Annotated in this window: 16 protein-coding genes and 1 pseudogene; 9 read left to right on the forward strand and 8 right to left on the reverse strand. The window is 75.7% G+C overall.

All coding sequences use genetic code 11. The features are described from left to right. Positions 1 to 104: 104 nt before the first annotated feature. Positions 105 to 1,661, reverse strand: coding sequence for a trehalose-6-phosphate synthase (locus HOY81_RS11625; RefSeq protein ID WP_237320214.1), 1,557 nt, complete (start codon positions 1,659 to 1,661; stop codon positions 105 to 107). A gap of 176 nt (positions 1,662 to 1,837) precedes the next feature. On the opposite strand from HOY81_RS11625, the gene HOY81_RS11630 reads away from it, so the two are divergent. The 5 genes from HOY81_RS11630 to tesB all read left to right on the forward strand — a co-directional run bounded on the left by HOY81_RS11630 (position 1,838) and on the right by tesB (position 7,946). Further along, on the forward strand, positions 1,838 to 3,151 hold the full coding sequence (locus HOY81_RS11630) for an NAD(P)-dependent oxidoreductase (protein ID WP_237320215.1): 1,314 nt from the start codon (positions 1,838 to 1,840) through the stop codon (positions 3,149 to 3,151). 334 nt (positions 3,152 to 3,485) lie between these two features. Next, positions 3,486 to 4,934 carry a hypothetical protein gene (locus tag HOY81_RS11635; protein WP_237320216.1) on the forward strand — a complete coding sequence of 483 codons (1,449 nt, stop codon included), beginning with the start codon at positions 3,486 to 3,488 and terminating at the stop codon, positions 4,932 to 4,934. Then, the gene (locus HOY81_RS11640; RefSeq protein ID WP_237320217.1) at positions 4,931 to 5,794 is read left to right on the forward strand and encodes an HAD family hydrolase; all 864 of its coding nucleotides are present in this window, start codon (positions 4,931 to 4,933) and stop codon (positions 5,792 to 5,794) included. Before HOY81_RS11635 ends, HOY81_RS11640 begins: the two co-directional genes overlap by 4 nt. 99 nt (positions 5,795 to 5,893) lie before the next feature. Then, positions 5,894 to 7,051 (forward strand): acyl-CoA dehydrogenase family protein, encoded by a 1,158-nt coding sequence (locus tag HOY81_RS11645; protein ID WP_237320218.1) that lies wholly within the window; start codon positions 5,894 to 5,896, stop codon positions 7,049 to 7,051. Positions 7,052 to 7,058: 7 nt separating this feature from the next. Next, positions 7,059 to 7,946 (forward strand): acyl-CoA thioesterase II, encoded by an 888-nt coding sequence (tesB, locus tag HOY81_RS11650; RefSeq protein ID WP_237320219.1) that lies wholly within the window; start codon positions 7,059 to 7,061, stop codon positions 7,944 to 7,946. A gap of 210 nt (positions 7,947 to 8,156) precedes the next feature. Here tesB and erm read toward each other — a convergent pair whose 3' ends face one another. The 3 genes from erm to HOY81_RS11665 form a co-directional block, all read right to left on the reverse strand. Further along, a complete protein-coding gene (erm, locus tag HOY81_RS11655; RefSeq protein ID WP_237320220.1) occupies positions 8,157 to 8,963 on the reverse strand; it encodes an ErmE/ErmH/ErmO/ErmR family 23S rRNA (adenine(2058)-N(6))-methyltransferase in 807 nt (268 codons plus the stop codon). A gap of 277 nt (positions 8,964 to 9,240) precedes the next feature. After that, entirely contained in the window at positions 9,241 to 9,384 is a 144-nt protein-coding gene (locus HOY81_RS11660; RefSeq protein WP_237320221.1) for a hypothetical protein, read from the reverse strand. 80 nt (positions 9,385 to 9,464) lie between these two features. Beyond that, positions 9,465 to 10,271 carry a phosphatase gene (locus tag HOY81_RS11665; RefSeq protein WP_237320222.1) on the reverse strand — a complete coding sequence of 269 codons (807 nt, stop codon included), beginning with the start codon at positions 10,269 to 10,271 and terminating at the stop codon, positions 9,465 to 9,467. 113 nt (positions 10,272 to 10,384) lie between these two features. Between HOY81_RS11665 and speB the strand changes: the two genes are divergently transcribed. Next, on the forward strand, positions 10,385 to 11,380 hold the full coding sequence (gene speB / locus HOY81_RS11670) for an agmatinase (RefSeq protein WP_237320223.1): 996 nt from the start codon (positions 10,385 to 10,387) through the stop codon (positions 11,378 to 11,380). Between the two features lie 676 nt (positions 11,381 to 12,056). Continuing rightward, a complete protein-coding gene (locus HOY81_RS11675; protein ID WP_237320224.1) occupies positions 12,057 to 15,860 on the forward strand; it encodes an ABC transporter ATP-binding protein in 3,804 nt (1,267 codons plus the stop codon). 241 nt (positions 15,861 to 16,101) lie between these two features. On the opposite strand, the gene HOY81_RS11680 is transcribed toward HOY81_RS11675, so the two are convergent. Beyond that, positions 16,102 to 16,647, reverse strand: a complete 546-nt coding sequence (locus tag HOY81_RS11680; RefSeq protein WP_237320225.1) for an NUDIX hydrolase — start codon at positions 16,645 to 16,647, stop codon at positions 16,102 to 16,104. 192 nt (positions 16,648 to 16,839) lie between these two features. Between HOY81_RS11680 and HOY81_RS11685 the strand changes: the two genes are divergently transcribed. Both HOY81_RS11685 and HOY81_RS11690 read left to right on the forward strand, forming a co-directional pair. Continuing rightward, the gene (locus HOY81_RS11685; RefSeq protein ID WP_237320226.1) at positions 16,840 to 18,279 is read left to right on the forward strand and encodes a S28 family serine protease; all 1,440 of its coding nucleotides are present in this window, start codon (positions 16,840 to 16,842) and stop codon (positions 18,277 to 18,279) included. 262 nt (positions 18,280 to 18,541) lie between these two features. Continuing rightward, positions 18,542 to 19,930 carry a vanadium-dependent haloperoxidase gene (locus tag HOY81_RS11690; protein ID WP_237320227.1) on the forward strand — a complete coding sequence of 463 codons (1,389 nt, stop codon included), beginning with the start codon at positions 18,542 to 18,544 and terminating at the stop codon, positions 19,928 to 19,930. Positions 19,931 to 20,056: 126 nt separating this feature from the next. Here the strand turns inward: HOY81_RS11690 and HOY81_RS11695 are convergent, their stop codons facing one another. The 3 genes and pseudogenes from HOY81_RS11695 to HOY81_RS11705 all read right to left on the reverse strand — a co-directional run bounded on the left by HOY81_RS11695 (position 20,057) and on the right by HOY81_RS11705 (position 24,201). Further along, positions 20,057 to 20,854 (reverse strand): sugar phosphate isomerase/epimerase, encoded by a 798-nt coding sequence (locus HOY81_RS11695; RefSeq protein ID WP_237320228.1) that lies wholly within the window; start codon positions 20,852 to 20,854, stop codon positions 20,057 to 20,059. 232 nt (positions 20,855 to 21,086) lie between these two features. After that, positions 21,087 to 22,166, reverse strand: a complete 1,080-nt coding sequence (locus tag HOY81_RS11700) for a ribokinase (RefSeq protein ID WP_237320229.1) — start codon at positions 22,164 to 22,166, stop codon at positions 21,087 to 21,089. A 102-nt stretch (positions 22,167 to 22,268) separates the two neighbouring features. Further along, positions 22,269 to 24,201, reverse strand: a pseudogene (locus HOY81_RS11705) (substrate-binding domain-containing protein). Between the last annotated feature and the right edge of the window lie 115 nt (positions 24,202 to 24,316).

The raw sequence follows: 24,316 nt of genomic DNA on the forward strand, positions 1-24,316 counted from the left end.
GACGGCTGCAGCTGCCGGAGGTGGCGACACGGCTGCAGCCGCCGGGGGCGGCGACGGGCCCGCGCCCGCCGGTGAGGGTGCCGCCGGGCGGGCCGCGGGGCGGGTCACTCCGGCGGGCAGCGGTCGTCCGGCCTGACCGGCCCGCCGGACCCGCCGGGCGCCTCCGGCCCGCCGGGCGCCCCGGCGGCGCCCTCCGGTGCGACCCGCTCCAGCTCGGTCAGCGCCGCGGCGAGCCACCGGTCCGGTGGCAGCGCGGCGGCACCCCGGCGCAGCCGCCCGAGCCGCAGCGCGCGTTCGGCGTGCGGCAGCCGTAGCGACGCCTCGATCGCCTCCGCCAGCTCCCCGGGGTCCCACGGGTCGACCAGGGTGCACCCCTCCGCGAGGTCGTCCGCGGCGCCCGCGTGCCGGGAGAGGACGAGCGCGGGGCCGCGACGGCCGACGACGGCGCCCTCCTTGGCCACCAGGTTCATCCCGTCCCGCAGCGGGTTCACCACCAGCACGTCGGCGAGCGCCATCGCGGCCAGCCCGCGCCCGAAGTCGTTCCGGGTCTCCAGCACGACCGGCTGCCAGCCGTCCGTGCCGAAGGTCCGGTTGATCTCCCGGGTCAGCGTCTCCACCCGTGCCGCGTACTCCCGGTACGCCTCCAGCTCGCCGCGGGAGGCGTAGGCGAGGACGTAGTGCACCACCCGGCCGTGCCGCTCGGGGTGGGCCTGGAGGAAGCGGGCGTACGCGTCCAGGCCGCGCACGATGTTCTTGGACGGCTCCATCCGGTCCACCCGCACCACCAGGCGCGCGTCCCCGGCGAGGGCGCGCAGGTCCGCCTCGTACCGCTGTACGTCCGGCTCCGCGGCCCGGGCGCGCAGTGCGGTCTCGTCCACGCCCACCGGGAAGCAGCGGACGGCCACCGCCCGGCCCCCGGCGTCGCGTACGGAGCGCGCCGTGCGGTCCACGGCCAGGCCGAGCTCCGCGCAGCAGGCGAGGAAGGCGTCGGCCCAGCGCGGCACCAGGAAGCAGACCATGTCCGCGCCGAGCAGCCCGTCCACCAGTTCCCGGCGCAGCTCCGCGGGGAGCGCGGCGAACTGCTCCGGCTCGGCCCACGGCGTCATGGTGAAGTGCGCGCTGCGCACGTCCGGGCGGAGTGCGCGCAGCCGCCGCGGCGCCAGGGAGAGGTGGTAGTCCTGGAGCAGCACGGTGCCGCCCGGCTGCGCCTCCGCGGCGCAGGCGCGGGCGAAGGCGTCGTTGACCGTGCGGTAGTGCCCCCACTGGGCGTGCAGATCCGCGTCCGCCGTCCGGGGCGTTCCGGGTTCGCGCAGATGGTGCTGGAGGAACCACAGCAGTTCGGTGGAGACGGCGCCGTAGTAGCCGGCGTACGCCTCCGGGTCGTGCGCGAGCAGCCGCACGCCGATCGGGCCCTCGGGCAGCACCAGGACGTCCGGTGCGGAGCCCTCGGCCTCCCGGGCGGCGGCGCGGTCCTCCTCGGTGAGCGCGCTGGCGACCCAGACGCCGCCGTGCGAGGCGAGGGCGGGCCCGAGCACGGCGATCAGGCCGCCGGCGCCGCGGTGCCGGACCACCTCGCCGTCCGGGCCGGTGCGGCGTTCGACCGGCCCGCGGTTCGAGGCGATCACCAGCCGCGCCCGCCTCTGTTCTTCCGCTGTGTCCATCTTCTCCGGTCTCCCGTCCGACGCCGTGGCAAGGGGATGCCGGGTATTCACGCAGATGCGCCATGCCTGCGGGAAGGGAGAGTTGACAGGGTCTCGGACGGAATCCGGACGCCGGGTCCGGGCCACTCCTACGCTCTCGACCGTCGTAGCCGAGTGTCCCGAACGCGAGGTGCCGCATGAGGTCGACGATCGATCCCGCGAGTGTCAGTCCGCGGCGCGTGGCCGCCTTCCAGGACTATCTCGCCGTCCAGCACCGCACCATCCGGCTTCCCGAGCAGGCGGTCGCCGCCCGGCTGCGCGGCCGTACGGTCCTCGTCACCGGTGCCGCGGGGTGCATCGGCCGGGCGCTCCTCGCCGAGCTGGCCCGGTACGGTCCCGCGCGGGTGGTGGGCGCCGGGCTGGAGGAGGCGCCCCGGCTCGTCCCGGGTGTGGAGCACCACCGGCAGGACGTCCGGGACCGCGCGGGGCTCACCGCGCTGGTCCGCCGGGTCCGGCCCGACCTGGTCTTCCACCTGGCCGCCCAGCGCGACCCCGGCCTTGCCGAGCGCGAGGCCGGGCTGACCGTGACCACCAACGTGCTCGGCACCGGCAACGTGATCGACGCCTGCGCGGCCGCCGGGGTGGGGCACCTGGTGTACGCCTCCACGGGCAAGGCGCTGCGCCCCTACACCTCGGACGTGTACGCGCAGAGCAAGCGCACCGGCGAGTGGCTGGTCGCGGACGCCGCGGCCGGCGGGCGGCTGCCCGGTGCCGCCGTCCGCTTCACCCATGTCGTGGACAACGCGATCGTCCTCGACCGCTTCCGTGCCTGGTGCCGCGCGGGGCGGCCGCTGCGGCTGCACGACCGGGACACCGTCTTCTACGTGCAGTCCGCCCGGGAGTCCGCCCGGCTGCTGCTGACCGCCGCCCTCGCGCCGCGCGACGAGCTCTTCCGGCTCTACGCGATCCGGGACCTCGGCTGGCCGGTCAGCCTGCTGGACCTGGCCCACGGCGCGATAGCGGAGCAGTCCCGCACCGCGGAGATCCACGTCGTGGGGCACGAGCCGGGGTACGAGAAGTGCCCGTACCCCGGGCTGTACGACCCGCGCTGCTCGGGCGGGGTCAGTCCGCTGGTGAACGGGCTGGAGGCACCGGACACCGCCCCGGGTCCGGGCGGCGACGTGGACTGCGTCACCGGCCGGCCGCCGCTGACCCCCGGGCTGCGCCGCTCCTTCCGGGGCCTGCGCCGGCTGTGCGGCCGTACCGGTCCGGCGGCCGGGGAGGAGGAGGTGCGGGCGGTCTTCGACGCGCTCGCCTGGGAGTTGCTGGACCATGCGGTGGCCTGTGCGCCATCCGACGCGGTGCGCCGCATCGCCCGGTGCACGGCCGCGCAGCGGGAGACGATGTCGGACGAACACCGCGGCATCGACGACCTGTTCCGCAAGCACGCCGGTCTGCCGGTGGGGTCCTCCGCCACCGCCGGGGTGGGTTCCGGTGCGGCGCTCGTCTGACGTGGCGTCCGGGCGGACGCGGGGGAGGACGGCCGGGGACGGCGGGGCGCCCGTCGCGGAGGTGCGGACACGGCCGGCGCCGCACGGGCCGGCACCGGAGCCGGCGTCGGCGTCGCAGGATCGCGCCGCGCGGGGCTCCGTCCCGAAGGGGCCGGCGTCCGCGGGAGCGGCCTCGCAGGGACCGGGGCCGGGGACCGCGCGGGACGGGTCCACGCAGCCGGACGGGCCCGCCCCGGAGACCCCCGGCGAAGGCCCCGGCGGCGCCGCCGGGCCGGGAGCGGCATCGGCCGCCCGTGGCGGTACGGGGCTGCGGCCGCTGCTCGCCGCCCAGGCGGTGGGCGCCCTCGGGCTGGCCGCGGGCGGTACCGCGGGGCCGCTGATGGCGGAGGGCGTGCTGGGCTCCGAGGCGTTCACCTCGCTTCCGCTCGGGCTGCTGGTCCTGGGCTCGGCGGGCTCCGCCCCCGCGGCCACCTCCCTGATGCGCCGTCGCGGACGCGCGGTCGGGCTGGCGGTGAGCTACGCCGTGGCGACCCTGGGAGCGCTGCTGGTGGTCGCGGCGGGCGCCTTCGGCGACACCCTCGCGCTGCTGCTGGGCAGCCTGCTGCTGGGGGCGGGGAACAACGCGGTCATGCTCGGCCGCTATGTCGCCGCCGACGCCGCGCCGGCCGGGCGCACCGGGCGGGCGGTGAGCGCCGCGATGACGGCGGTCACCGTCGGAGCCGTGGCCGGCCCCGCCCTGCTGGGGCCGGCGGGCGGGCTGGCGCCCTCGCTGGGGCTGCCCGAGGCGACCGGGCTCTACCTGCTCTCCGCGGCCGCCTTCCCGGCCGCCGCCGCGCTGGCCCTCCGGCTCCAGCTCCGCATGCACCCGCGGGGCGGGCCCGGGGCCCGCGAGGGCTCCGCGGGGGGCGACCCGGGGGGTACACCGGGCGGGTACGGCCCCGCCGGGCCTCCCGGCGCCGGGCCCGGGACGGAGGACGAGGACGTCCCTGCCGACGCCCCTCGCGCGGGGCGGCCCGGGGACGACCGTGTCGGGGGCCCCGGGGCAGGGCGCCCGGGTGGTGCGCCCGCGGGCGGCGTCCGCCATGACGGACGGTCCGGAGACGGGCACCGCCTGCGCGCCGCCGACGGCTCCGGCGCGGGGCACGCGACCGCGCGGGTGCCCGGCGATCGCGCCGCGGGGAACCGGGAGGGGAGTGCCCCGGGTTCCCGCACGGCCCCCGGAGGCACGCCGCCCGCGCGGCGGGGTTTCCTGCTCGCCCTCGGCGTCCTCGGCGTGGCGAATCTGGTGATGGTGACCGCCATGGGCGTGACCCCGGCGCGTCTGCACGCGCACGGCTGGGGCCTGGACGCGCTCGGGGTGCTGGTGGCGGCGCACGTCGCCGCGATGTTCGCGCCCTCCGCGCTCTCCGGCCGGCTCTGTGACCGGGCCGGGCCCGTCCTGACCGCGGTGTGCGGTTCCTTCGTCCTGCTGGCCGCGCTGCCGCTGCTCGCCACGGGGCACGGAAGTCCCTGGACCGCCGTGCCGGGCATGCTGCTGCTCGGCCTCGGCTGGAACGTCCAGCTCGTCAGCGGCTCCGCGCTGGTCGTGCAGCGGGTCGCGGCGGCCCGGCGGCACCGGGCCGAGGGGCTCGGCGAGTCGGCGATGGGCCTGGGGGCGGTGTGCGGCACCCTCGGCCTGGCCGGGCCGCTGGTGGCGGCCGGCGGGCTGCCGCTGCTCTGTCTCGCGCTGGGCCTGGTCGTCCTGGTGGCGGCGCTGCCCCTGGTGCGGGAGGCCGGCCGGTGACCGGCTCCGGGGGCACCGCCGGTCCGTACGGCGGTCCCGGCCGGTACGAGGCCCCGGGGGTGGACGGTGATCCGGCCCCGCGCGGCCCGTACGCCCGGCACCCGGCGGGCGGCCCGCGCCGCCCGGACCTCGCCGGCGCGCCCCCCGAGGCGGTGCTCTTCGACTTCTCCGGCACGCTCTTCGACGACACCTCGGTGATCCGCCCGGAACGGCTGGCCGCCCGCTGCGCGGCCCGCGGCCGGCCGCTCGCGCCGGACCGCGCGGCCGAGCTCTGTGCCGCCGTGCTCGCCGTGGTGGACTCCCCGGAGGGACGCCGCCGGCGGGCGGGCGCAGATCTCTCGCCGGAGCGGCACCGCGCGGTCTGGACGGAGCTGGCGGCCTCGGCTCCCGGAGCGGACCGGCTGGTGGCGGAGGCCTTTCACGCGTGCGTGACGGCGGCGGACGGCTGGCGCCCCTACCCCGACGCTCCCGGGGTGCTGACGGCGCTCCGCACCGCCGGGGTCCCGGTGGCGGTGGTCAGCAACACCGGCTGGGACATCCGCGGTTCGTTCGCCGCGGCCGGGCTGGCGGACCTGGTGGACGCGTGGGTGCTCTCCTGCGAGCTGGGGGTGGAGAAGCCCGCACCGGAGATCTTCCGCACCGCCTGCGCGGCGCTGGGCGTGCCGGGTGAGCGGGCGCTGATGGTGGGGGACGACCCGGTCAAGGACGGCGGTGCGGTGGCCGCAGGGCTCCCGGTCCACCTGCTCCCGGCGGAGCGCGGCCCGGACCGGCCGCGGGGGCTGGCGGCGGTGCTGCGGCTCACCGGTGCCGGGCCGCCGGAGCGCCGGCCGCTCTGGACATCCCCGCGGACCGTCGGGTAGCTTCACGCCCAGGGGTGCTGAGCAAGCGCTTAGACAGTGCTTGGCCGGGCGGCCCTGGCCCGGTCCGACGGTCAGTGCGGTGACGAGGAGGTGCGCGCAGTGCGGCGTACGGTGTTCAACGAGGACCACGAGGCGTTCCGCCGGACGATGCGCGACTTCATCGAGGCCGAGGTGGTGCCCCACTACCCGGAGTGGACGAAGCAGGGCTTCGTGCCGCGCGACTTCTACAAGAAGCTGGGCGAGCTGGGCGTCTTCGGCATCGAGGTGCCGGAGGAGTACGGCGGCGCCGGGGAGACCAGCTTCAAGTACAACGCGGTGATCACCGAGGAGTGCGCGCGGGCCGGCGTCAGCTTCGGCGGCTCCAGCGTGCACACCGCGCTCTGCCTGCCGTACCTGCTGGCGTACGCCACCGAGGAGCAGAAGCAGCGCTGGCTCCCGCCCTTCGTCTCCGGCGACATGATGACCGCCATCGCCATGACCGAGCCCGGCACCGGCTCCGACCTGGCCGGCATGCAGACCACCGCCAAGCTCTCCGAGGACGGTACGCACTACGTGCTCAACGGTGCCAAGACCTTCATCACCGGCGGCGTGCAGGCCGACCGGGTGCTGGTCTGCTGCCGCACCTCGCCGCCCACCCCGGAGGACCGGCGCGGCGGCATCTCGATCCTGGTGGTGGACACCTCCTCGGAGGGCTACGCGGTCGGCCGTACGCTCGACAAGCTCGGGCTGAAGACCTCCGACACCGCCGAACTCTCCTTCACCGACGTCAGGGTGCCCGTGGCGGACCTGCTCGGCGAGGAGGGCAAGGCCTTCGGCTACCTCACGCACAACCTTCCGCAGGAGCGCCTGGGCATCGCCCTCGGGGCCTACGCCCAGGCCGCCGCGGCCGTGCGCTTCGCCCACGAGTACGTCAGGGAGCGCACGGTCTTCGGCAAGGAGGTCGCCTCCTTCCAGAACACCAAGTTCGTGCTCGCCGACTGCCAGGCCGACGTGGACGCGATGCAGGCCGTCGTCGACCGCGCCCTGGAGGCGCTGGACGCCGGGGAGCTGACGCCCGCCGACGCCGCCTCGGCCAAGCTCTTCACCACCGAGCTGGCGGCCAAGGTGATCGACAAGTGCCTCCAACTGCACGGCGGGTACGGCTACATGATGGAGTACCCGGTCGCCCGGCTCTACGCGGACACCCGCGTCACCCGGATCTACGGCGGCACCAGCGAGGTCATGCGCTCCATCATCGCCAAGTCCATGGGGCTGTGACCCTCCGGTGAGCGCACTGACCGGCCTGCTCGACCTGCTCGATCTGGAGCGGGTCGAGCAGGACATCTTCCGCGGCCGCAGCATGCACTCCGTCGTCCCCCGGGTCTTCGGCGGGCAGGTCGCCGCGCAGGCGCTGGTGGCCGCCTGCCGGACGGTCCCCGAGGGGCGGCTGCCGCACTCGCTGCACGCCTACTTCCTGCGCCCGGGCGACCCGGGCGCCCCGATCGTCTACACCGTGGACCGCATCCGCGACGGCCGGTCCTTCACCACCCGGCGGGTGGTCGCCGTCCAGCACGGCCAGCCGGTCTTCCACCTCTCCGCCTCCTGCCAGGCGTACGAGGAGGGGCTGGAGCACCAGGAGCCCATGCCCGAGGCCCCGGACCCGGAGACGCTGCCCACCGCCGACGAGGCGATGCCGCGGTACGCGGAGTTCTTCCGCGACCCCGGCGCACCGGAGCGGCTGCTGCGGGCCCGGGCGGCGGTGGACATGCGGTACGTGGAGGAGCCGCCGTTCGCCAGCGCCGGACGGCCGCGCGCGCCGCGCTCCCAGGTCTGGTTCCGCACCGACGGGAAGCTGGACGGGACCCGGGACGACCCCACGCTGCACCTCTGCCTGGCCACCTACGTCTCGGACATGACCCTGCTCGACTCGGTGCTGCTCGCCCACGGTCGCGGAGGCTGGGCCGTCGGTGACGTGGTGGGGGCCAGCCTGGACCACGCGATGTGGTTCCACCGGCCCTTCCGGGCCGACGAGTGGCTCCTCTACGACCAGGAGTCCCCGACGGCCCAGGGCGGCCGGGGCCTCGGCAAGGGCCGCATCTTCACCCGGGACGGGCGGCTGGTCGTCTCGGTGATCCAGGAGGGCGTGGTCCGCGTCCCCCGCGAGGAGCAGTAGCCCCCGGCGACCGGTGCGCCGCCGCCGGGGGTGCACCACCTGCCGGACGGCGTTCCGCGCCGCGGTGCTCCGGGAGCCCGGCGCGGCGCGCGTCCTTCGGGGTCGTCTCCGCGGGCTCCCTGTGCGGCGGGCTGCTCGGCGGTGCGGCCACCCGCTGGTGGGACGACCGCGCCGCACTGCTGGTGGCCGGGGTGCTGCTGGTCCGCCGGGTCAGGCTGGTCGCCGAGGAGCGGCGCGCCGGTGCGGGTCGGTGAGGACCAGGGCGCGGAACAGCTCCGCCCAGTGGTCCGGGTGCACCAGACCCACCGGCAGTGACGGGTCCAGCCCCAGCGCGCGGAACGCCGCGCGCACCCGCGCGGGACGGTGCCGCCGGGAGAGGGTGGCCGCCAGCGAGCCTCCGGTGCCGGTGAAACCGTGCTCGACGAAGGCCCGGTACGCCGGCAGCCGCCCGTACGGCAGCAGCGGGGCGGGGCGGCGCACCAGCCGCAGCACCGCCGAGTCGGTGCGCGGCACCGGTGTGAACGCGGCGCGGCCCACCCGCGGTCCGCGCCGCCAGGCGTACTCCGGCCACGTCCGTACGGTCAGCAGCGACCAGCGGCCGTAGCCCCCGGTGCGCTTGCGCGCGTACTCGAGCTGGGTGAGGAGGGTCGCCGAGGTGAGGGCGGGCGCGGCCAGGCACCAGCGCACGATGTCCGCGGTGCGGGAGTACGGGATGTTGCCGACCACGGCGAACGGTTCCCGGGGCGGGTCCGCCCGCAGGAAGTCGCCATGGACGACCCGGACACCGGCGGCGAGGTCGCCGAGGCGCCGGGGGAGTCCGGCCGCGAGGCGGTGGTCGAGTTCGTAGGCGACGACGCGGCGGCCGCTGCGGGCGAGGGCCCGGGTGAGCGCCCCCTCGCCCGCGCCCGGCTCGACGACCAGGTCGTCCGGGGCGAGTGCGGCGGCGCGCACGATGCGGCGCACGGCGGCGGGGTCGTGCAGGAAGTTCTGGGAGAGCGTGGTGCGGCGGCGTGCCACGGTGGAGATCCTCTGGTGCGAGGACAGACCGGGCGGGCGCACGACGCGGGGAGCACGCGGGCGCGTACGGCGCGCATACGGGCGCAGGGGCTTGGAGCCCGCGCCACGGGGGTGCGGGCGGGCAGGCGGACGCCGGGCCTGTCCGGGTCGACGGGGACACCGGAGGCCCTGGGCACACGGGATGCGGGAGGTCGCGGGACGCGTCACCGGCGGAGCCGGTGCGGCGCGGAGGCGTGCGGGCGTGCCGGCCCGCGCGGGCCGGCACCGGCCGGAACAGTCAGGCGCCGGGGGCGTCCTGGCAGGTCACGGGTGCCAGGGCCGGGCGCCGGTCGCGCGGGCGGTGCAGGAGCGGGAAGCACCAGCGGAGGCACCGCGCACCGGCGTGCGCCCCGTTGGTGATCGCCTGGGAAGCAGCGGACATGTCCCGGACGGTAGCTCCGTGCCCCGGCCGGGACAACCGGATTTCCCGCCGCGCGCCGCCGGACCGGAGATGCCCCGCCCTCACTCCGCGGTGAGCTCCGCCGCGGAGAGCAGATAGGCGGTCATCGGCTCGTAGAAGCGGGGGTCGGCCACATGGTCGTCCAGCGGGACCGCGACCGAGAGGGTGCCCTCGGACTCGCCGAGGAAGAGCGCGGGGTCGTTGCAGTCGGCAAAGCCCACCGCCTCGATCCCGCGCTGGGCGGCGCAGCCGGCCCAGCCGTGGTCCGCGACGACCAGGTCGGGCAGCGGCTCGCCGCCGCGTATCAGCCCGTCCAGGATCTGCGTCATCGGCTCGGGGGAGTGGGTGTGCCACAGCGAGGCGCCCCGCTCGTGCACCGCCACCCCGGCGAACTGCACCACCACTCCCTCGTCCGCGAACAGCCCCAGCGGCACCCGGACGACGTCGCAGCCCGCGGACCGCAGCGCGGCCGCCAGGGTGCCGTGCAGGTCCAGCAGCGCGCCCGGGTGGCCGGTGGCGAAGAGCACCCGCTGCCGCCCCTCGGCGGCCTTCCGCAGCAACGGCGCGGCCCGGTCCAGGGCGCCCACGGTCAGTTCCGGGTCGATGGTGTCCTGGCCGTGCCGGTGGTCCGGGTCGTCGCTGACGCCCACCCGCTCGGCCATCACGGCGAGCACGTCCTGCTCGTCGGACCAGCGGTCGCCCAGCTCCAGGCCCAGCCAGTAGTGCCGGTCGCCGTTGGCGAGCCGCCGGTAGTGGGCGAGGTTGTTCTCCCGCGGGGTGGCGACCTCGCCGGCGATGCGGGTGCGGACGAGATGCTCGATCAGCTCCGTACGGCCGGGAGCCGCGGGCAGGGGCAGAGGCAGTGGCATGCCGCCATTGTCCCCCGTGCCGCGGGTCGATGGACGGAGTGTCCAAAATGGGGGCCGGTCCCCCTCGCATCCGTCCATACGGAGTGCCTGCCTCCGCCTCTACCCTCGCCCCTATGAGCACCTTCCCCACGGACCCCGAGGCCCCCGGACCGCAGCCGCGCGGTCCCGTCGACTCCTCCCGCACACCCCGCTACGCGGGTCCGGCGACCTTCGCCCGGCTGCCCCGCCTGGACCAGGTGGACGCGGCGGACGTGGCCGTGGTCGGCGTGCCCTTCGACTCCGGCGTCTCCTACCGGCCGGGTGCCCGCTTCGGCGGCAACGCCGTCCGCGAGGCCTCCCGGCTGCTGCGCCCCTACAACCCGGCGCAGGACGCCTCGCCCTTCGCGCTCGCCCAGGTGGCGGACGCGGGCGACATCGCGGCCAACCCCTTCCACATCGACGAGGCGGTGGAGACCGTGGAGGCCGCGGCCGGCGAGCTGCTGGACACCGGCGCCCGGCTGATGACCCTGGGCGGCGACCACACCATCGCGCTGCCGCTGCTCCGCGCGGTCTCCCGGCGGCACGGCCCGGTGGCGCTGCTCCACTTCGACGCGCACCTGGACACCTGGGACACCTACTTCGGTGCCGCCTACACGCACGGCACGCCCTTCCGGCGCGCGGTGGAGGAGGGCGTCCTCGACACCTCGGCCCTCTCCCACGTCGGCATCCGCGGCCCGCTCTACGGCCGCAAGGACCTGGACGACGACGAGAAGATGGGCTTCGGCATCGTCACCGCCGCCGACGTGATGCGGCGCGGCGTGGACGAGGTGGCGCAGCAGCTCCGCGAGCGGATCGGGGACCGGCCGCTCTACGTCTCCATCGACATCGACGTGCTCGACCCGGCGCACGCCCCCGGCACCGGCACCCCGGAGGCGGGCGGGCTCACCTCCCGCGAGCTGCTGGAGATCCTGCGCGGCCTGGCCGGCTGCCGGCTGGTCTCCGCGGACCTGGTCGAGGTCGCGCCGGCGTACGACCATGCGGAGATCACCTCGGTGGCGGCCTCGCACACGGCGTACGAGCTGACCACCCTCATGGCCCGGCAGATCGCGGAAGGCCGGGACGCGGGCTGACGCGTACGGCCGGCCACGGGACCGGCCGGCACTCCCTTCTCCCGTCCGAGGTCCCCCGTTCGAGGGACGGTTTCCGGTCGTGTTCGCCCTCCGTTCGGGACGCCCCGTGCGGCGGGGGAACCCGCCGGGTCCACCTGCCGTTGCACGCAGTGCACCGGGAACACGCTGGTGGGAAGCCGGAGCGCGACCGGTGTTCAACTCTCCGTGGAGTTACGGAACGCCATCCGTTTAACACGCAACGTTACTGGTTTTGTTCGGTGCGTGTGCACCGCGTGCAGGTTTCCGACAGACTCACCAGCGTTGTCCCGCGGGACGGGGCGTCGAACGGACGGAGGGCTGGCCCTGTGGGGGGTGCCTGGTCCTGCCGAAGGCCACCGACACGACGCCCCGGACGGTACGGCCCCGGAGAAGTATGCGGCTCCTCCGGGGCCGTCACCGGTTCCGGGCCCGTGCGCCCGGGCGGCCCGCGGCGCCCTCCGCACCGGCCCGATCCGCCGCGCCCGCCGCGGCCCGGCCCCGCTCGTACGGGCACCGCCTCCGCTCCCGCCGGCCCCGGCTCCCCGCCCGCGCCGGAGACGGCTCCGCTCGCGCGGGATGAACTCGCGCGGGATGAAATCGCCGTCACCGGGCGTTGCACCTCTCCGGCAGTATCCGGGACGGCGGAAGGACACGCGGCGTGGGGGACGAACGGACGACGGAGGACGGACCGCGAGGCTGGGCGCGGCGCCTGACCGCCCACTGCCTGCACTACCGGCGCAACGTCCTCCTCGCGCTGGGTGCCTCCCTCGGCGGCATGGCGATCATGGCGCTGATGCCGCTGCTCATCAAGGTGATCATCGACGAGGTCGTGGTCGGCCGGGAGGGCGGCCTGGCGGGCTGGATATCCCTGCTCATCGCCGCCGCGGCAGCCGTGTACGGCCTCACCTTCGTGCGCCGCTTCTACGGCGGCCGGCTCGCCCTCGACGTCCAGCACGACCTGCGCACCCGGATGTTCGAGGCCCTGGTGCGGCTGGACGGCCGGCGGCAGGACGAGCTGAGCACCGGCCAGGTGGTGGGCCGCGGCACCAGCGACCTCCAGCTCGTGCAGAGCCTGCTCTTCATGGTGCCGATGATGATCGGCAACATCCTGCTCTTCGTGGTCGCGCTCGTCGTGATGCTGGTGCTCTCCCCGCTGCTCACCCTGGTCTCGATGGCGGTCGCCCCGCTGCTGTGGTGGATCGCCGACCGCAGCCGCAAACGGCTCTTCCCCGCCACCTGGTACGCCCAGCAGCAGGCCGGCGCGGTCGCCTCCGTGGTGGACGGGGCGGTCACCGGCGTCCGCGTGGTCAAGGGCTTCGGGCAGGAGCGGCAGGAGAGCGGCAAGCTGCGCGCCATCAGCCGCACCCTCTTCGCCGCGCGGCTGCGCACCGTGAAGCTGAACGCCCGCTACACCCCCGCCCTGCAGGCCGTCCCCTCCCTCGGCCAGGTGGCGATGCTGGCGCTGGGCGGCTGGCTGGCCACCCGCGGCCAGATCACGCTCGGCACCTTCGTCGCCTTCTCCACCTACCTCGCCCAGCTCGTGGGCCCGGTGCGGATGCTGGCGATGATGCTCACCGTCGGGCAGCAGGCCCGGGCCGGGGTCGAACGGGTCTACGACCTCATCGACACCGAGCCGACCATGGCCGAGCGCCCGGACGCGCACGAGCTCCCCGCCGACGCCGACGCCACGGTCGAGTTCGACGACGTCACCTTCGGCTACGGCCCCGACGCCCCGCCCGTGCTGGACGGCTTCCGCCTGCGCATCGAGGCGGGGGAGACCGTCGCCGTCGTGGGCACCAGCGGCTCCGGCAAGTCCACGGTCTCGCTGCTGCTGCCCCGCTACTACGACGTCACCGGCGGTGCCGTACGCGTCGGCGGGCACGACGTGCGCGACCTGACCCTCGGCTCCCTCCGCGCGGCCATCGGCCTGGTCCCCGAGAACAGCTTTCTCTTCTCCGACTCGGTACGCGCCAACATCGCCTACGGCGCCCCGGACGCCACCGAGGAACAGGTCCGCGCCGCCGCCCGCGCCGCGCAGGCCGACCGCTTCATCGAGGAGCTCCCCGACGGCTACGACACATCCGTCGGCGAGCAGGGCCTCACCCTCTCCGGCGGCCAGCGGCAGCGCATCGCCCTGGCCCGCGCGATTCTCACCGACCCCCGGCTGCTGGTGCTGGACGACGCCACCTCGGCCGTGGACGCCCGGGTGGAGCACGAGATCCACGAGGCGCTGCGCGGCGTCATGGCCGGCCGCACCACCCTGCTCATCGCCCACCGGCTCTCCACCCTCTCCCTCGCCGACCGGATCGCCGTGCTGGACGGCGGCCGGCTGGTCGACGCCGGCACCCACGAGGAGCTGACCGCCCGCTGCGCCCTCTACCGGCGGCTGCTCACCGACCCCGACGAGCTCGGCGAGGTGGAGCGGGACCCGGCCGGCATGGCCGCCCGGGACGCCCACCGCCGGGTCGACGGCGTCACCCCCGAGCTCTGGGTCCGCCCGGACGGCGAGGAGGAGACCGCCGGCGTGGAGGGCGTGGGCGGCGCCGGCGCCCGCAGCGGCGCCGCCGCCGCACAGAGCGGCCGCCCCGGCAGCTTCGGCGCCGAGCTCGCCGCCATGCCCGGCAGCCCCGAGCTGCTCGCCCGGGTGGCGGCGCTCCCGCCCGCGGACGACGTGCCCGAGGTCGACGAGGAGCAGGCCGAGCGCCCCGAGGAGTCCTACGGGCTGCGCCGGCTGCTGCGCGGCTTCGGCCGGCCGCTCACCGTCGCCCTGTGTTTCGTCGCCCTGGACGCCCTCGCCGGGCTGCTGCTGCCGGTGCTCATCCGGCACGGCATCGACGAGGGTGTCAGCCGGGCGGCCCTGGGCGCGGTGTGGACGGCCTCGGTGCTGGCCCTGCTGGTGGTCGCCGGGCAGTGGGCGGCCCAGACCGCCGCCATGCGGCTCACCGGGCGCGTGGGCGAGCGGGTTCTCTACGCCCTGCGCGTCAAGATCTTCGCCCAGCTCCAGCGGCTCGGCCTGGACTACTACGAGCGGCATCTGGGCGGCGCGGTGATGACCCGGATGACCACCGACGTGGACGCCCTGTCCACCTTCCTGCAGACCGGGCTCGTCACCGCGCTCGTCTCGCTGCTCACCTTCGGCGGCATCCTGGTCGCCCTGCTGGTCATCGACCTCCAACTGGCGCTGGTCGTCTTCACCGCCCTGCCGCTGCTCGTCGTCGGCACGGTCTTCTTCCGGCGGCAGAGCGTCAAGGCGTACGAGCTGGCGCGGGAGCGCGTCAGCGTCGTCAACGCCGACCTCCAGGAGAACGTCGCCGGGCTGCGCATGGTGCAGGCGTTCCGGCGCGAGGAGGGCGGCGCCGAGCGGTTCGCGGAGCGCAGCGGCGCCTACCGCCGGGCCCGGGTCCGCGGGCAGTGGCTGATCTCCGTCTACTTCCCCTTCGTGCAGTTGCTGGCCGCACTGGCCACCGCCGCGGTGCTGGTGGTCGGCGCCGGCCGGGTCGCCGAGGGCACCCTGACGGCCGGCGCGCTGGTGGCGTACCTGCTCTACATCGAGCTCTTCTTCGCCCCCGTGCAGCAGCTCTCCCAGGTCTTCGACGGCTACCAGCAGGCGTCCGTCGCGCTGCGCCGCATCCAGGAGCTGCTGCGCGAGGAGACCTCCACCCCGGCCCCGGCCGCGGCCCGGCCGGTCACCCGGCTGCGCGGCGAGATCGCCTTCGAGGACGTGCACTTCCACTACCGGGGCGAGGACGGCGCGCACGCGGCGGAGGCGGCCCTGGAGGGCGTCGACCTGACCGTGCCGGCCGGGCAGACCGTCGCCTTCGTCGGCGAGACCGGGGCGGGCAAGTCCACGCTGGTCAAGCTGGTGGCCCGGTTCTACGACCCGACCTCCGGCACGGTCCGCGCCGACGGCACGGACATCCGCGAGCTCGACCTGGCCGGCTACCGGCACCGGCTCGGCGTGGTCCCCCAGGAGCCGTACCTCTTCCCCGGCACCGTCCGGGACGCCATCGCCTACGGCCGCCCGGACGCCGGGGACGCCGAGGTGGAGGCGGCCGCCCGGGCGGTGGGCGCGCACGACATGATCGCCTCGCTGCCCGGCGGCTATCTGGCCCCGGTCGCCGAGCGGGGGCGGAACCTCTCGGCGGGGCAGCGGCAGCTCGTCGCCCTCGCCCGCGCCGAACTCGTCGACCCGGACGTGCTGCTGCTGGACGAGGCCACGGCCGCGCTGGACCTGGCCACCGAGGCGCTGGTGAACCGCGCGACCGACCGCCTCTCCCGCACCCGCACCACGCTGGTGGTCGCGCACCGCCTCACCACCGCGGCCCGGGCCGACCGCGTCGTGGTGCTCGACCACGGGCGGATCGCGGAGACCGGCACCCACGAGGAGCTGCTGGCCCGGGACGGCCGGTACGCCGAACTGTGGCGGGTCTACGCGGGCGAGCCGGAGCGCGCCCCGGTGTGACGGAGGGCCGCCGCGGCGCCGCGGCCGGCTGACCCGCCCTCAGCGGCCGGGCCGGGCAGCCGGCCCGGCCGCAACGGCCGGTGCGCGACGGGGTGGACGACACTTCTCCGCCTTCTCCGCCTTCCCCGCCCACCCGTTCCCCGCCCACGCGGTGACCTTCCTGCGCCTGTGGCCCGCCGCGGGACGGTGACCCTGCGGAGCCGCACCCCGGTCCCGCCGCCCGGACGGGCCGGGGGCGCGGTCACCCCGGGCAGTGCGCGATCAGGTACTCGTCCACCGTCTGCACCTCGCCGCCGCCGGGCAGCGGCTCCAGGCCGCGCCGCCAGTGCGCCGCGGACACCTCGGCGTTCGGCGTGAACGGCTGCGGCGCCTCCGTACGGGCGGTGAACACCGCGCCGTACCAGACCCGCTGCCGCGGGCCCAGGGCCGTCCGGGCGAACCCGGCGAAGCGCAGCGCCTCCGGCGGCACCCGCTGCCCGGCCTCCTCCCACACCTCCCGGGCGGCCGTCTCCCGCGGCCGCTCGCCCGGCTCGATGCCGCCGCCGGGCAGTTCCCAGCAGTCCCGGGAGCGTACGTGCACCATGAGCACCCGGTCGCCGTGGCGCAGCAGCAACAGGGCATAGCGCACGGGCGCGTCCGGGAACTCCGCCTCCTCCGCGACCCCGCACGTTCCGCCGGTCGCCCCGGCCTCCCCGTTCTCTCCGGTCTCTCCGGCGCGGTGAAAGGACAGCAGCCGCATGCCGAGCGGGCCGCTCGCCAGCGGGCGGGGTTCCGGGGTGTGGGCCATGTGGCCGAGCGTACGGCCTCCGGCGCCCGCTCCGCCCGGCGGCGGGCCGCCTCCCCGGGGGCGAACTGCTCCGCGTGCGGCGCGACTTCCCGCGGGCGGAGCCGTTAGGGCGCATGGCCCACGTGCCCTGGCGGGGAGGCCACTGCGCCGATAGGTTCGCCTGCGACCTTTGTGGACCCATGGGGAGGGCGTATGCGCAAGGCGCTCAGAGGGCTGTTGTCACTCGTGGTGCTGATAGGCACCATCGGTGCCGGCAGCGCGTCGGCAGGTGCCGCCACCGCGGCCGGGACCGGCGACGGCAGGGACGGCGGCAGGGACATCGAGGACCGCCTGCGGGCGATACCCGGCATGACCCTGGTCGAGGAGAAGCCGGTCGACGGCTACCGCTTCTTCCTGCTCACCTACGAACAGCCGGTCGACCACCGTGACCCGGATGCCGGAACGTTCCAGCAGCGGATCTCCATCCTGCACAAGGACGAGGACCGCCCCACCGTCTTCTACACCTCCGGTTACCACCTCAGCACCCAGCCCCGGCGCAGCGAACCCACGCAGATCGTCGACGGCAACCAGGTGTCGATGGAGTACCGCTTCTTCACCCCGTCCCGGCCCGACCCCGCGGACTGGAGCAAGCTCGACATCTGGCAGGCCGCCAGCGACCAGCACCGCGTCCACCGGGCACTGGAGGACGTCTACGACGAGAACTGGGTGTCCACCGGCGGCAGCAAGGGCGGCATGACCGCCACCTACTACCGGCGCTTCTACCCGCGGGACATGGACGGCACCGTCGCCTATGTCGCGCCGAACAACGTCAACGACCGGCGGGACGGCGCCTACGACGTCTTCTTCGAGCAGGTCGGCACCGCCGAGTGCCGCGCCCGGCTCGACGCGGTGCAGCGCGAGGCGCTGGTGCGCCGCGAGGAGATGGTGGCGCGCTACGCCGCATGGGCGGAGGAGCAGGGCTACACCTTCGACCTCGTCGGGGACGCGGACCGCGCCTACGAGGTCGCCGTCCTCGACCTGGTGTGGGCCTTCTGGCAGTACCACCTGGAATCGGAGTGCGGCGAGGTGCCCGCCGCCGACGCGCCGACCGACGAGATCTACGCCTTCGTCGACCGGATCTCCGGCTTCGCCTTCTACACCGACCAGGGCATGACCCCGTACGTGCCGTACTTCTACCAGGCCGGCACCCAGCTCGGGCAGCCCGACGTACGCAACCCGCACCTGGACGGCCTGCTCCGCTACCCGGGCATCAACACCCCGCGCACCTTCGTGCCGCGGGACATCCCGATGGAGTTCGACCGGCGCGCCATGCGCGACATCGACCGCTGGGTCCGTCAGCGGTCCGACGAGATGCTCTTCGTGTACGGCGAGAACGATCCCTGGGGCGCCGAACCGTTCCGCGTCGGCCGGCACAACCACGACAGCCACGTCTTCACCGCCCCGGGTGCCAACCACGGCGCCGGGATCGCCGACCTGCGCGAGCGGGACCGGCGCAAGGCCACCCGGGAACTGCTCGACTGGGCGGACGCCGACGACACCCGCCGCACCGCGGAGTCCGCGCCGCAGCGGCTGACCGCTCCGGACAAGCGGCTGGACCGGCCGGAACCCATGAAGCCGGCCCTCCGCCCGTGATGCCGGGTGCTCGCGTGTGATCCCGTGAACCGGTGACCCGCGCCCCGCCGCCCGGCAGGTACCGGGCGGCGGGGACCGGCAAGCCCCACCGTGCCCGCCCCGACACCCGCGTGGCGGGCACGGCCGTGTCGGGCCGGTGCCGCCGCGGGGCGGCGGAGGGCCGGTTTCCGCCGGGCCCGGGGCCGGTTCTCGTCGTGCCCGGAGTCCGGCGCCGTGTCTATCGTGTCGCCGCCACGTGACCGTTCACGAGGGGGGACTTCACATGACCGGCACGAGATCCGGCTTACCCGCACGCCGTCTGCGCCGCCGCGCACTGGCGGTCCTGCTCGCGCTGCTCGCCGCCGTGGTGCCGCACGCCGTCACGGCGCCGGCCGCCTCGGCGGCCGCCCAGGCGGAGCCCGACTTCTCCGGGGACCCGGTGCACTACTGGAACCAGGTGCTGCTGGACGTCTTCCGCCGGCAGGACGGCGGCGCGGCCGCGCCCGGCCCGCTCTCCCGGGCGGCGGCGATGATGCACCTGGCCGTCTACGACGCGGAGAGCGCCTACCGGAACTCCTGGCACACCCTGAGCTACGAGCCGTACCTGGCGGCCCCGGCGTACTCCGGCCCGCCGCTGCAGGAGGGTCCGCACGAGGAGGAACGCGTCATCGGCTTCACGGCGCGACGGGTGCTCGTGGAGCTGTTCGAGGACGACGCGGCCTACATCAACCAGCGGTTCGAGGACCGGTTCGGGGCCCCGTGGGACGCGTTCGACATCCTCAAGCCCCTGGTGGCCGATCCCACCGCGGAGCGCATCCTGGCCGAGCGGGACGCCGACGGATCGGAGGCGCCCGGAGGCTACACCCCGGACGGCGTGCCCGGCTCCTGGGCGCCGACCGGCGAAGAGCACTGCCAGGTGGCCGGGGACGCGGTGACGCCCCGCTGGGGCGACGTCACCCCGTTCGCGCTGGAACGCGGCGACCAGTTCCGGCCACCGACACCCGGGGTGTACCACGACTACCCGACGCTGCTGTCCAGCGCGGCCTACCGGGCGCAGCGGGACGAGGTGCACCGGCTGGGCGGCCGTGACTCCGCGGACCGGACGACGGACCAGACGGCGGCCGCCTGGTTCTGGGCCAACGACGCGGACGGCACGTACAAGCCGCCGGGGCAGCTCCTGGAGACGACCGCGACGGTGTCCCGGGACCGCGGTCTGTCCACCTACGAGAACGCCCGCCTGTTCGCGCTGGTCTCCATGGCGCTGGCGGACGCCGCCATCGCGAGCTGGGACGTGAAGTACGGCACCGCGATCGACCTGTGGCGGCCCCAGCAGGCGATCCACGCCGAGCTCGGGGACACGTCCTGGACCCCGCTCGGCCCCAACCCCTGCTTCCCGGCCTGGGCCTCCGGCCACGCCACGTTCGCCGGCGCCTGGGCGGGGACGATGCAGCGGGTCCTCGGCACGGACGGGATCGCCTTCACCGTCCGCACGGACGACCCGAACAGCCCGGTCGCCACCCGCCGCTTCACCAGCTTCTCCGCCGCCGCGGAGGAGGACGCGCTGAGCCGGCTCTACCTGGGCGTCCACTACCGCTGGGACGCGGACGACGGCCTGGCGCTCGGCGACGACGTCGCCGGCCATGTCGTCGGCACAAGGCTCGGGCGGCTCTGACCGGCGTCCGGCCTGCCGCCCGCCCCTGACGCCCCGCCACGGAACCCGCCGCGCCGGCGACCAGCCGGCACGGCGGGTTCCGCCGGTCTGCCGCCGTGCACGGTTGCCCGGCACGGCGGCCCCTGCTCAGGCCGCGGCGGTCAGGAGGCGCAGCAGGTGGTCGCGGACGGCCGGGAGCGCCGCGGGGAGTTCCGGCACCTCCGGGTACCAGCGCTTCTCGTACTCCCAGCAGAGCCAGCCGTCCCAGTTCGCCCGGGAGAGCACCTCGACCACCTCGGCCAGCGGCAGCACCCCTTCGCCGGGCACCAGCGGGGTGGTGTCCTCGGCCGAGCCGATGTCCTTCACCTGGACGTAGCCCAGGTACGGGGCGAGCAGCCGGTGGCTCTCCTCCGGGTCCTCGCCGCCCCGCCAGGTGTGCATCACGTCCCAGAGCGCGCCGGTCGCGGTGTGGTTCACCCGGGTCAGCACCCGGGCGGCCGCGGCGCCGGTGCCGTGCGAGTCGTGGGTCTCCAGCAGCAGCCGCACGCCTAGGCCGGCGGCGGCCGGGGCGAGGGCCGACAGCCGGCGGACGGCGGTGGCGTCGGCCTCCGCGGGGTCCGCGTCCCCGCCCCCGGGGAACACCCGGACGTACCCCGCGCCCAGGTCCCGCGCCAGCTCCAGCAGGGCCCGGACCTCCGTCAGCACCGGCTCGTCCGCGCCGGGCTCCGCCACCCGGGCGTACCCGGCCACGGCGAGCACGTCGATCCCCGCGGCGGCGCACGCCCCGGCCACCTCCGCACGTGCCGCCGGCGGCAGTCCCGGGTGGACGGGCTCCTCGGGATGGGCGCGGAGCTCCACGCCGTGGAAGCCGCTGCCGGCGGCGAGACGGACCACGTCGGGCACGGGCAGCCCGGGGACGCCGAGCGTGGAGAAGGCGAGTCGCATGCGCTCAGCGGACCAGAGGGCGGCCCCGCCCGACAAGGCGTGTGCGGTCACCGGGGGGCGTGGGCTCCGCCGTACGGGTGAAGTCCGGCCGTTCCGCAGCCCTTCGCCGGAACGCAGCGCAACCTTTCCGCGACCCCGCGTGTCCCACACCACGACGGGTCGTCCTCCGGGGGAGCGAGGGACGGCGGGTCGTCGGGGGGACGGGGCCCGGTCCGCACGGACCGGGCCCCGCTCAGCCCGGGGCGGGCGGCTCCGGCGGCAGCGCGCCGGGCCCGGGGAAGGAGTCCTGCGCCCCCGCCCGGGTGACCGCGGCCGCGCCCACCCGTACGGCGAAGCGCGTCGCCGTCTCCAGGGAGTCCCCGCGGCACAGCCGCCAGGCCAGCGCGCCGGTGAAGGCGTCGCCCGCGCCGGTGGTGTCCACGGCCGTCACCGCCGGGCTCGGCACCTGCCGCACCGGTCCGCCCCGCTCGGCCGCCAGCGCGCCGCGCGCGCCGAGGGTCACCACCACGCTGCGCGGTCCCAGCGCCAGCAGCGCCCGGACCCCCGCGACGGCTTCGGCCGGCCCCGTGGGGGCGGGCTCCGCCGCCGGTCCGCTGCCGGGCTCCGGGCCGGTGCCCGGCAGCGGGCGGTGTTCCGCCGCCCTCGCGTCCCCGGCACCGGCCTCGTGGCCGCCCGGCGGGCCGGGCGCGCCCTCCGCGCCGGGCGGGTTCTCCGCCCCGGCGGGGAGTTCCGCCAGCAGGCGGCGCGCCTCGTGCTCGTTGACCACCAGCGGGTCGCAGGCGGCCAGCACCTCCGCGGACAGCGGGGCGGGCGGGGAGGCGTTGAGCACCACCCGGGTGCCCGCCGCCACCGCCGTGCGGACGGCCGCGGTCACCGTCTCCGGCGGGATCTCGAGCTGGAGCGAGACCGCGCCGGCGGCGGCCAGCAGCGCGCCGGCGGCGGCCACGTCCTCCGGCGACAGCCGGTGGTTGGCGCCTGGGGCGACCACGATGGTGTTGTCGCCCGTGCTGCCCACGGCGATCAGCGCCACCCCGGTGGGGGCGCCGCCGGTCCGCACCGCGCCGGTGTCGACCCCCGCGGTGGCGAGCGACTCCCGCAGCAGCCGCCCGTACGCGTCGTCGCCGACGCGGGCGAGCAGGCCCGTACGGGCGCCGAGGCGGGCGGCGGCGACCGCCTGGTTGGCGCCCTTGCCGCCGGGGTGCACGGCGAGGTCCGAGCCGAGCACCGTCTCCCCGGGCGCGGGGTGGCGGTCCACGGCGGTCACCAGGTCGGCGTTGGCGGACCCCACGACCACGAGCTCAGGACCGGTCAACGGTCTGCTTCTCCCTCCGCTGGCCGGGCCCCTCGGGCCCGGCGGCTCCTTCGGAGGCCGCAGAGCCCTCGGGGACCTCGGATGGCCACCACCGGTGCCGGCTCAGAGGTAGTCCGCGACGTTCTCGTCGGTGACGACCCGTACCGGGACCTTCAGGTTCTTCTCCACCTCGTTGTCGTTGACCGTCCGGACGGCGTTGCGCACCGCCATCCTGCCCAGCTCGTCCGGCTGCTGGGCGACGGTCGCGGCCATGGTGCCCTCCTGGACCGCCTTCAGCCCGTCGGGGGTGCCGTCGAATCCCACCACGGTGACGGTGGAACCGGCCTTGCTGCCCAGCGCCTTGACGGCGCCGAGCGCCATCTCGTCGTTCTCGGCGAAGACTCCGGTGACGCCCGGGTTGGACTGGAGCAGGTTGGTCATGACGTCCAGGCCCTTGGCGCGGTCGAAGTCGGCGGGCTGCTTGGCCACCACGTCGATGTCCGGGTACTCCGCGATGCCCTGGGCGAACCCCTTGCCGCGCTCGCGGGAGGCCGAGGTGCCGGCGATCCCCCGCAGCACCACCACCGTGCCCTTCCCGCCCATCTTCTCGGCCAGCACCCGGGCGGCCTCCTCGCCGCCCTGCACGTTGTCCGAGGCGACCGTGGTGGCCACCTCGGCGCCGTTCACCGCGCGGTCGGCGGCGATCACGGGGATGCCGGAGTTGCCCGCGGCCTTCACCGAGGGGCCGGCGGCGTCGGAGTCCACCGGGTTGATGACGATGGCGTCCATGTTCTGACTGGTGAAGTTCTGGAGCTGGTTGGCCTGCGTGGAGGCGTCGTTCTGCGCGTCGGTGACCGTCAGGTCCACGTCGTGCGCCTTCGCCTCGGCTTCGGCTCCCTTCTTCAGCTCGACGAAGAAGGGGTTGTTGAGGGTCGATATGGACAGGCCCAGTTCGACCTGCTGGTCCTCCTCGCCGGCGCCGCCCGAGCCGTCGCCGCAGGCGGCGGTGGTCAGGGCGAGCGCCGCGACGGCGGCGACCAGGGACGTTCTCTTCTTCACGCTCATTGCTGCGTTCCTCGGCAGTCGACGGCAGTTGAGAGAGCCACGTGCTACTCGGCGGTACACTCTGCGATCATGTACGGCGACGGAGTGTATCGAGGAGTGCCGCCAGTGCAATAACCGCGCCGATCACGACCTGCTGCCAGAACGCCGACACGTTCAGCAGGTTGAGCCCGTTGCGGAGCACCGCGAGGATGAGGGCGCCGATCAGCGTGCCGGAGGCGCGGCCGACGCCCCCGGAGAGGCTGGCGCCGCCGATGACGCAGGCCGCGATGGCGTCCAGTTCGTAGCCGAACGCCGCCTGCGGCTGCGCCGACACCAGCCGGGAGGCCAGCACGATGCCGGCGACGGCCGCGAAGAGGCCGGACAGCCCGTAGATGACGAGCTTCTGGCGCGGCACGCGGATGCCGGAGAGCCGTGCCGCCTCCTCGTTTCCGCCGATGGCGTACATCGCGCGGCCGCTGTAGGTGCGGTTGAGGACGATCGCGGCGACGACGCTCAGGCCCACCATCACCAGGACGGGCACCGGCAGCCGGCCGCCGATGTTCCGGCCCAGCACGCCCAGCGCGTCGGGGAAGGCGATCGGGCTGCCCTGCGAGACCACCAGCCCGAGCCCGCGGGCGACGGAGAGCATGGCGAGGGTCGCGATGAACGGCGGCAGCTTCCCGTACGCCACCAGCAGGCCGTTGACGCCGCCGCAGGCGGCGCCGGTGACCAGCGCCAGCACCACCGCCAGCCACACCGGCAGGCCCTGCTCGGTCGCGGTCCACGCCAGCACCATCGCGGACAGCGCGGCGACCGACCCGACCGACAGGTCGATCCCGGCGGAGACGATCACGAAGGTGACGCCGAAGGCCAGGATGGCGACCACGGCGGCCTGCACACCGACGTTCAGCAGGTTCCGGGTGCTGAGGAAGTCCGGGGAGAGCAGCGACATCGCCGCCACCAGTGCCACCAGCGCGCCGAGCGCGCCGTTCTCCCGGAAGAGCCGCAGCAGCGCCCGGCCCGGGCCGCCGGGGAGGAGGGCGCCGGGCCCGCCGCCGGATCCGCCCGGCCCGCTCTTCCCGGCGCCGTCCGGCCCGCGCCCGTCCCCGGGCCGGTCGCTGTCCAGT

It is taken from the genome of Streptomyces sp. JJ36 (genome assembly GCF_021696945.1).
Taxonomy (GTDB): domain Bacteria; phylum Actinomycetota; class Actinomycetes; order Streptomycetales; family Streptomycetaceae; genus Streptomyces.

Excerpts from the sequence above, each read along its gene's own strand:
- HOY81_RS11625 (WP_237320214.1), bottom strand. The coding sequence starts at position 1,661 with ATGGACACAGCGGAAGAACAGAGGCGGGCGCGGCTGGTGATCGCCTCG.
- HOY81_RS11630 (WP_237320215.1), top strand. The coding sequence starts at position 1,838 with ATGAGGTCGACGATCGATCCCGCGAGTGTCAGTCCGCGGCGCGTGGCC.
- HOY81_RS11660 (WP_237320221.1), bottom strand. The coding sequence starts at position 9,384 with ATGTCCGCTGCTTCCCAGGCGATCACCAACGGGGCGCACGCCGGTGCG.
- HOY81_RS11665 (WP_237320222.1), bottom strand. The coding sequence starts at position 10,271 with ATGCCACTGCCTCTGCCCCTGCCCGCGGCTCCCGGCCGTACGGAGCTG.
- speB (WP_237320223.1), top strand. The coding sequence starts at position 10,385 with ATGAGCACCTTCCCCACGGACCCCGAGGCCCCCGGACCGCAGCCGCGC.
- HOY81_RS11680 (WP_237320225.1), bottom strand. The coding sequence starts at position 16,647 with ATGGCCCACACCCCGGAACCCCGCCCGCTGGCGAGCGGCCCGCTCGGC.
- HOY81_RS11685 (WP_237320226.1), top strand. The coding sequence starts at position 16,840 with ATGCGCAAGGCGCTCAGAGGGCTGTTGTCACTCGTGGTGCTGATAGGC.
- HOY81_RS11690 (WP_237320227.1), top strand. The coding sequence starts at position 18,542 with ATGACCGGCACGAGATCCGGCTTACCCGCACGCCGTCTGCGCCGCCGC.
- HOY81_RS11695 (WP_237320228.1), bottom strand. The coding sequence starts at position 20,854 with ATGCGACTCGCCTTCTCCACGCTCGGCGTCCCCGGGCTGCCCGTGCCC.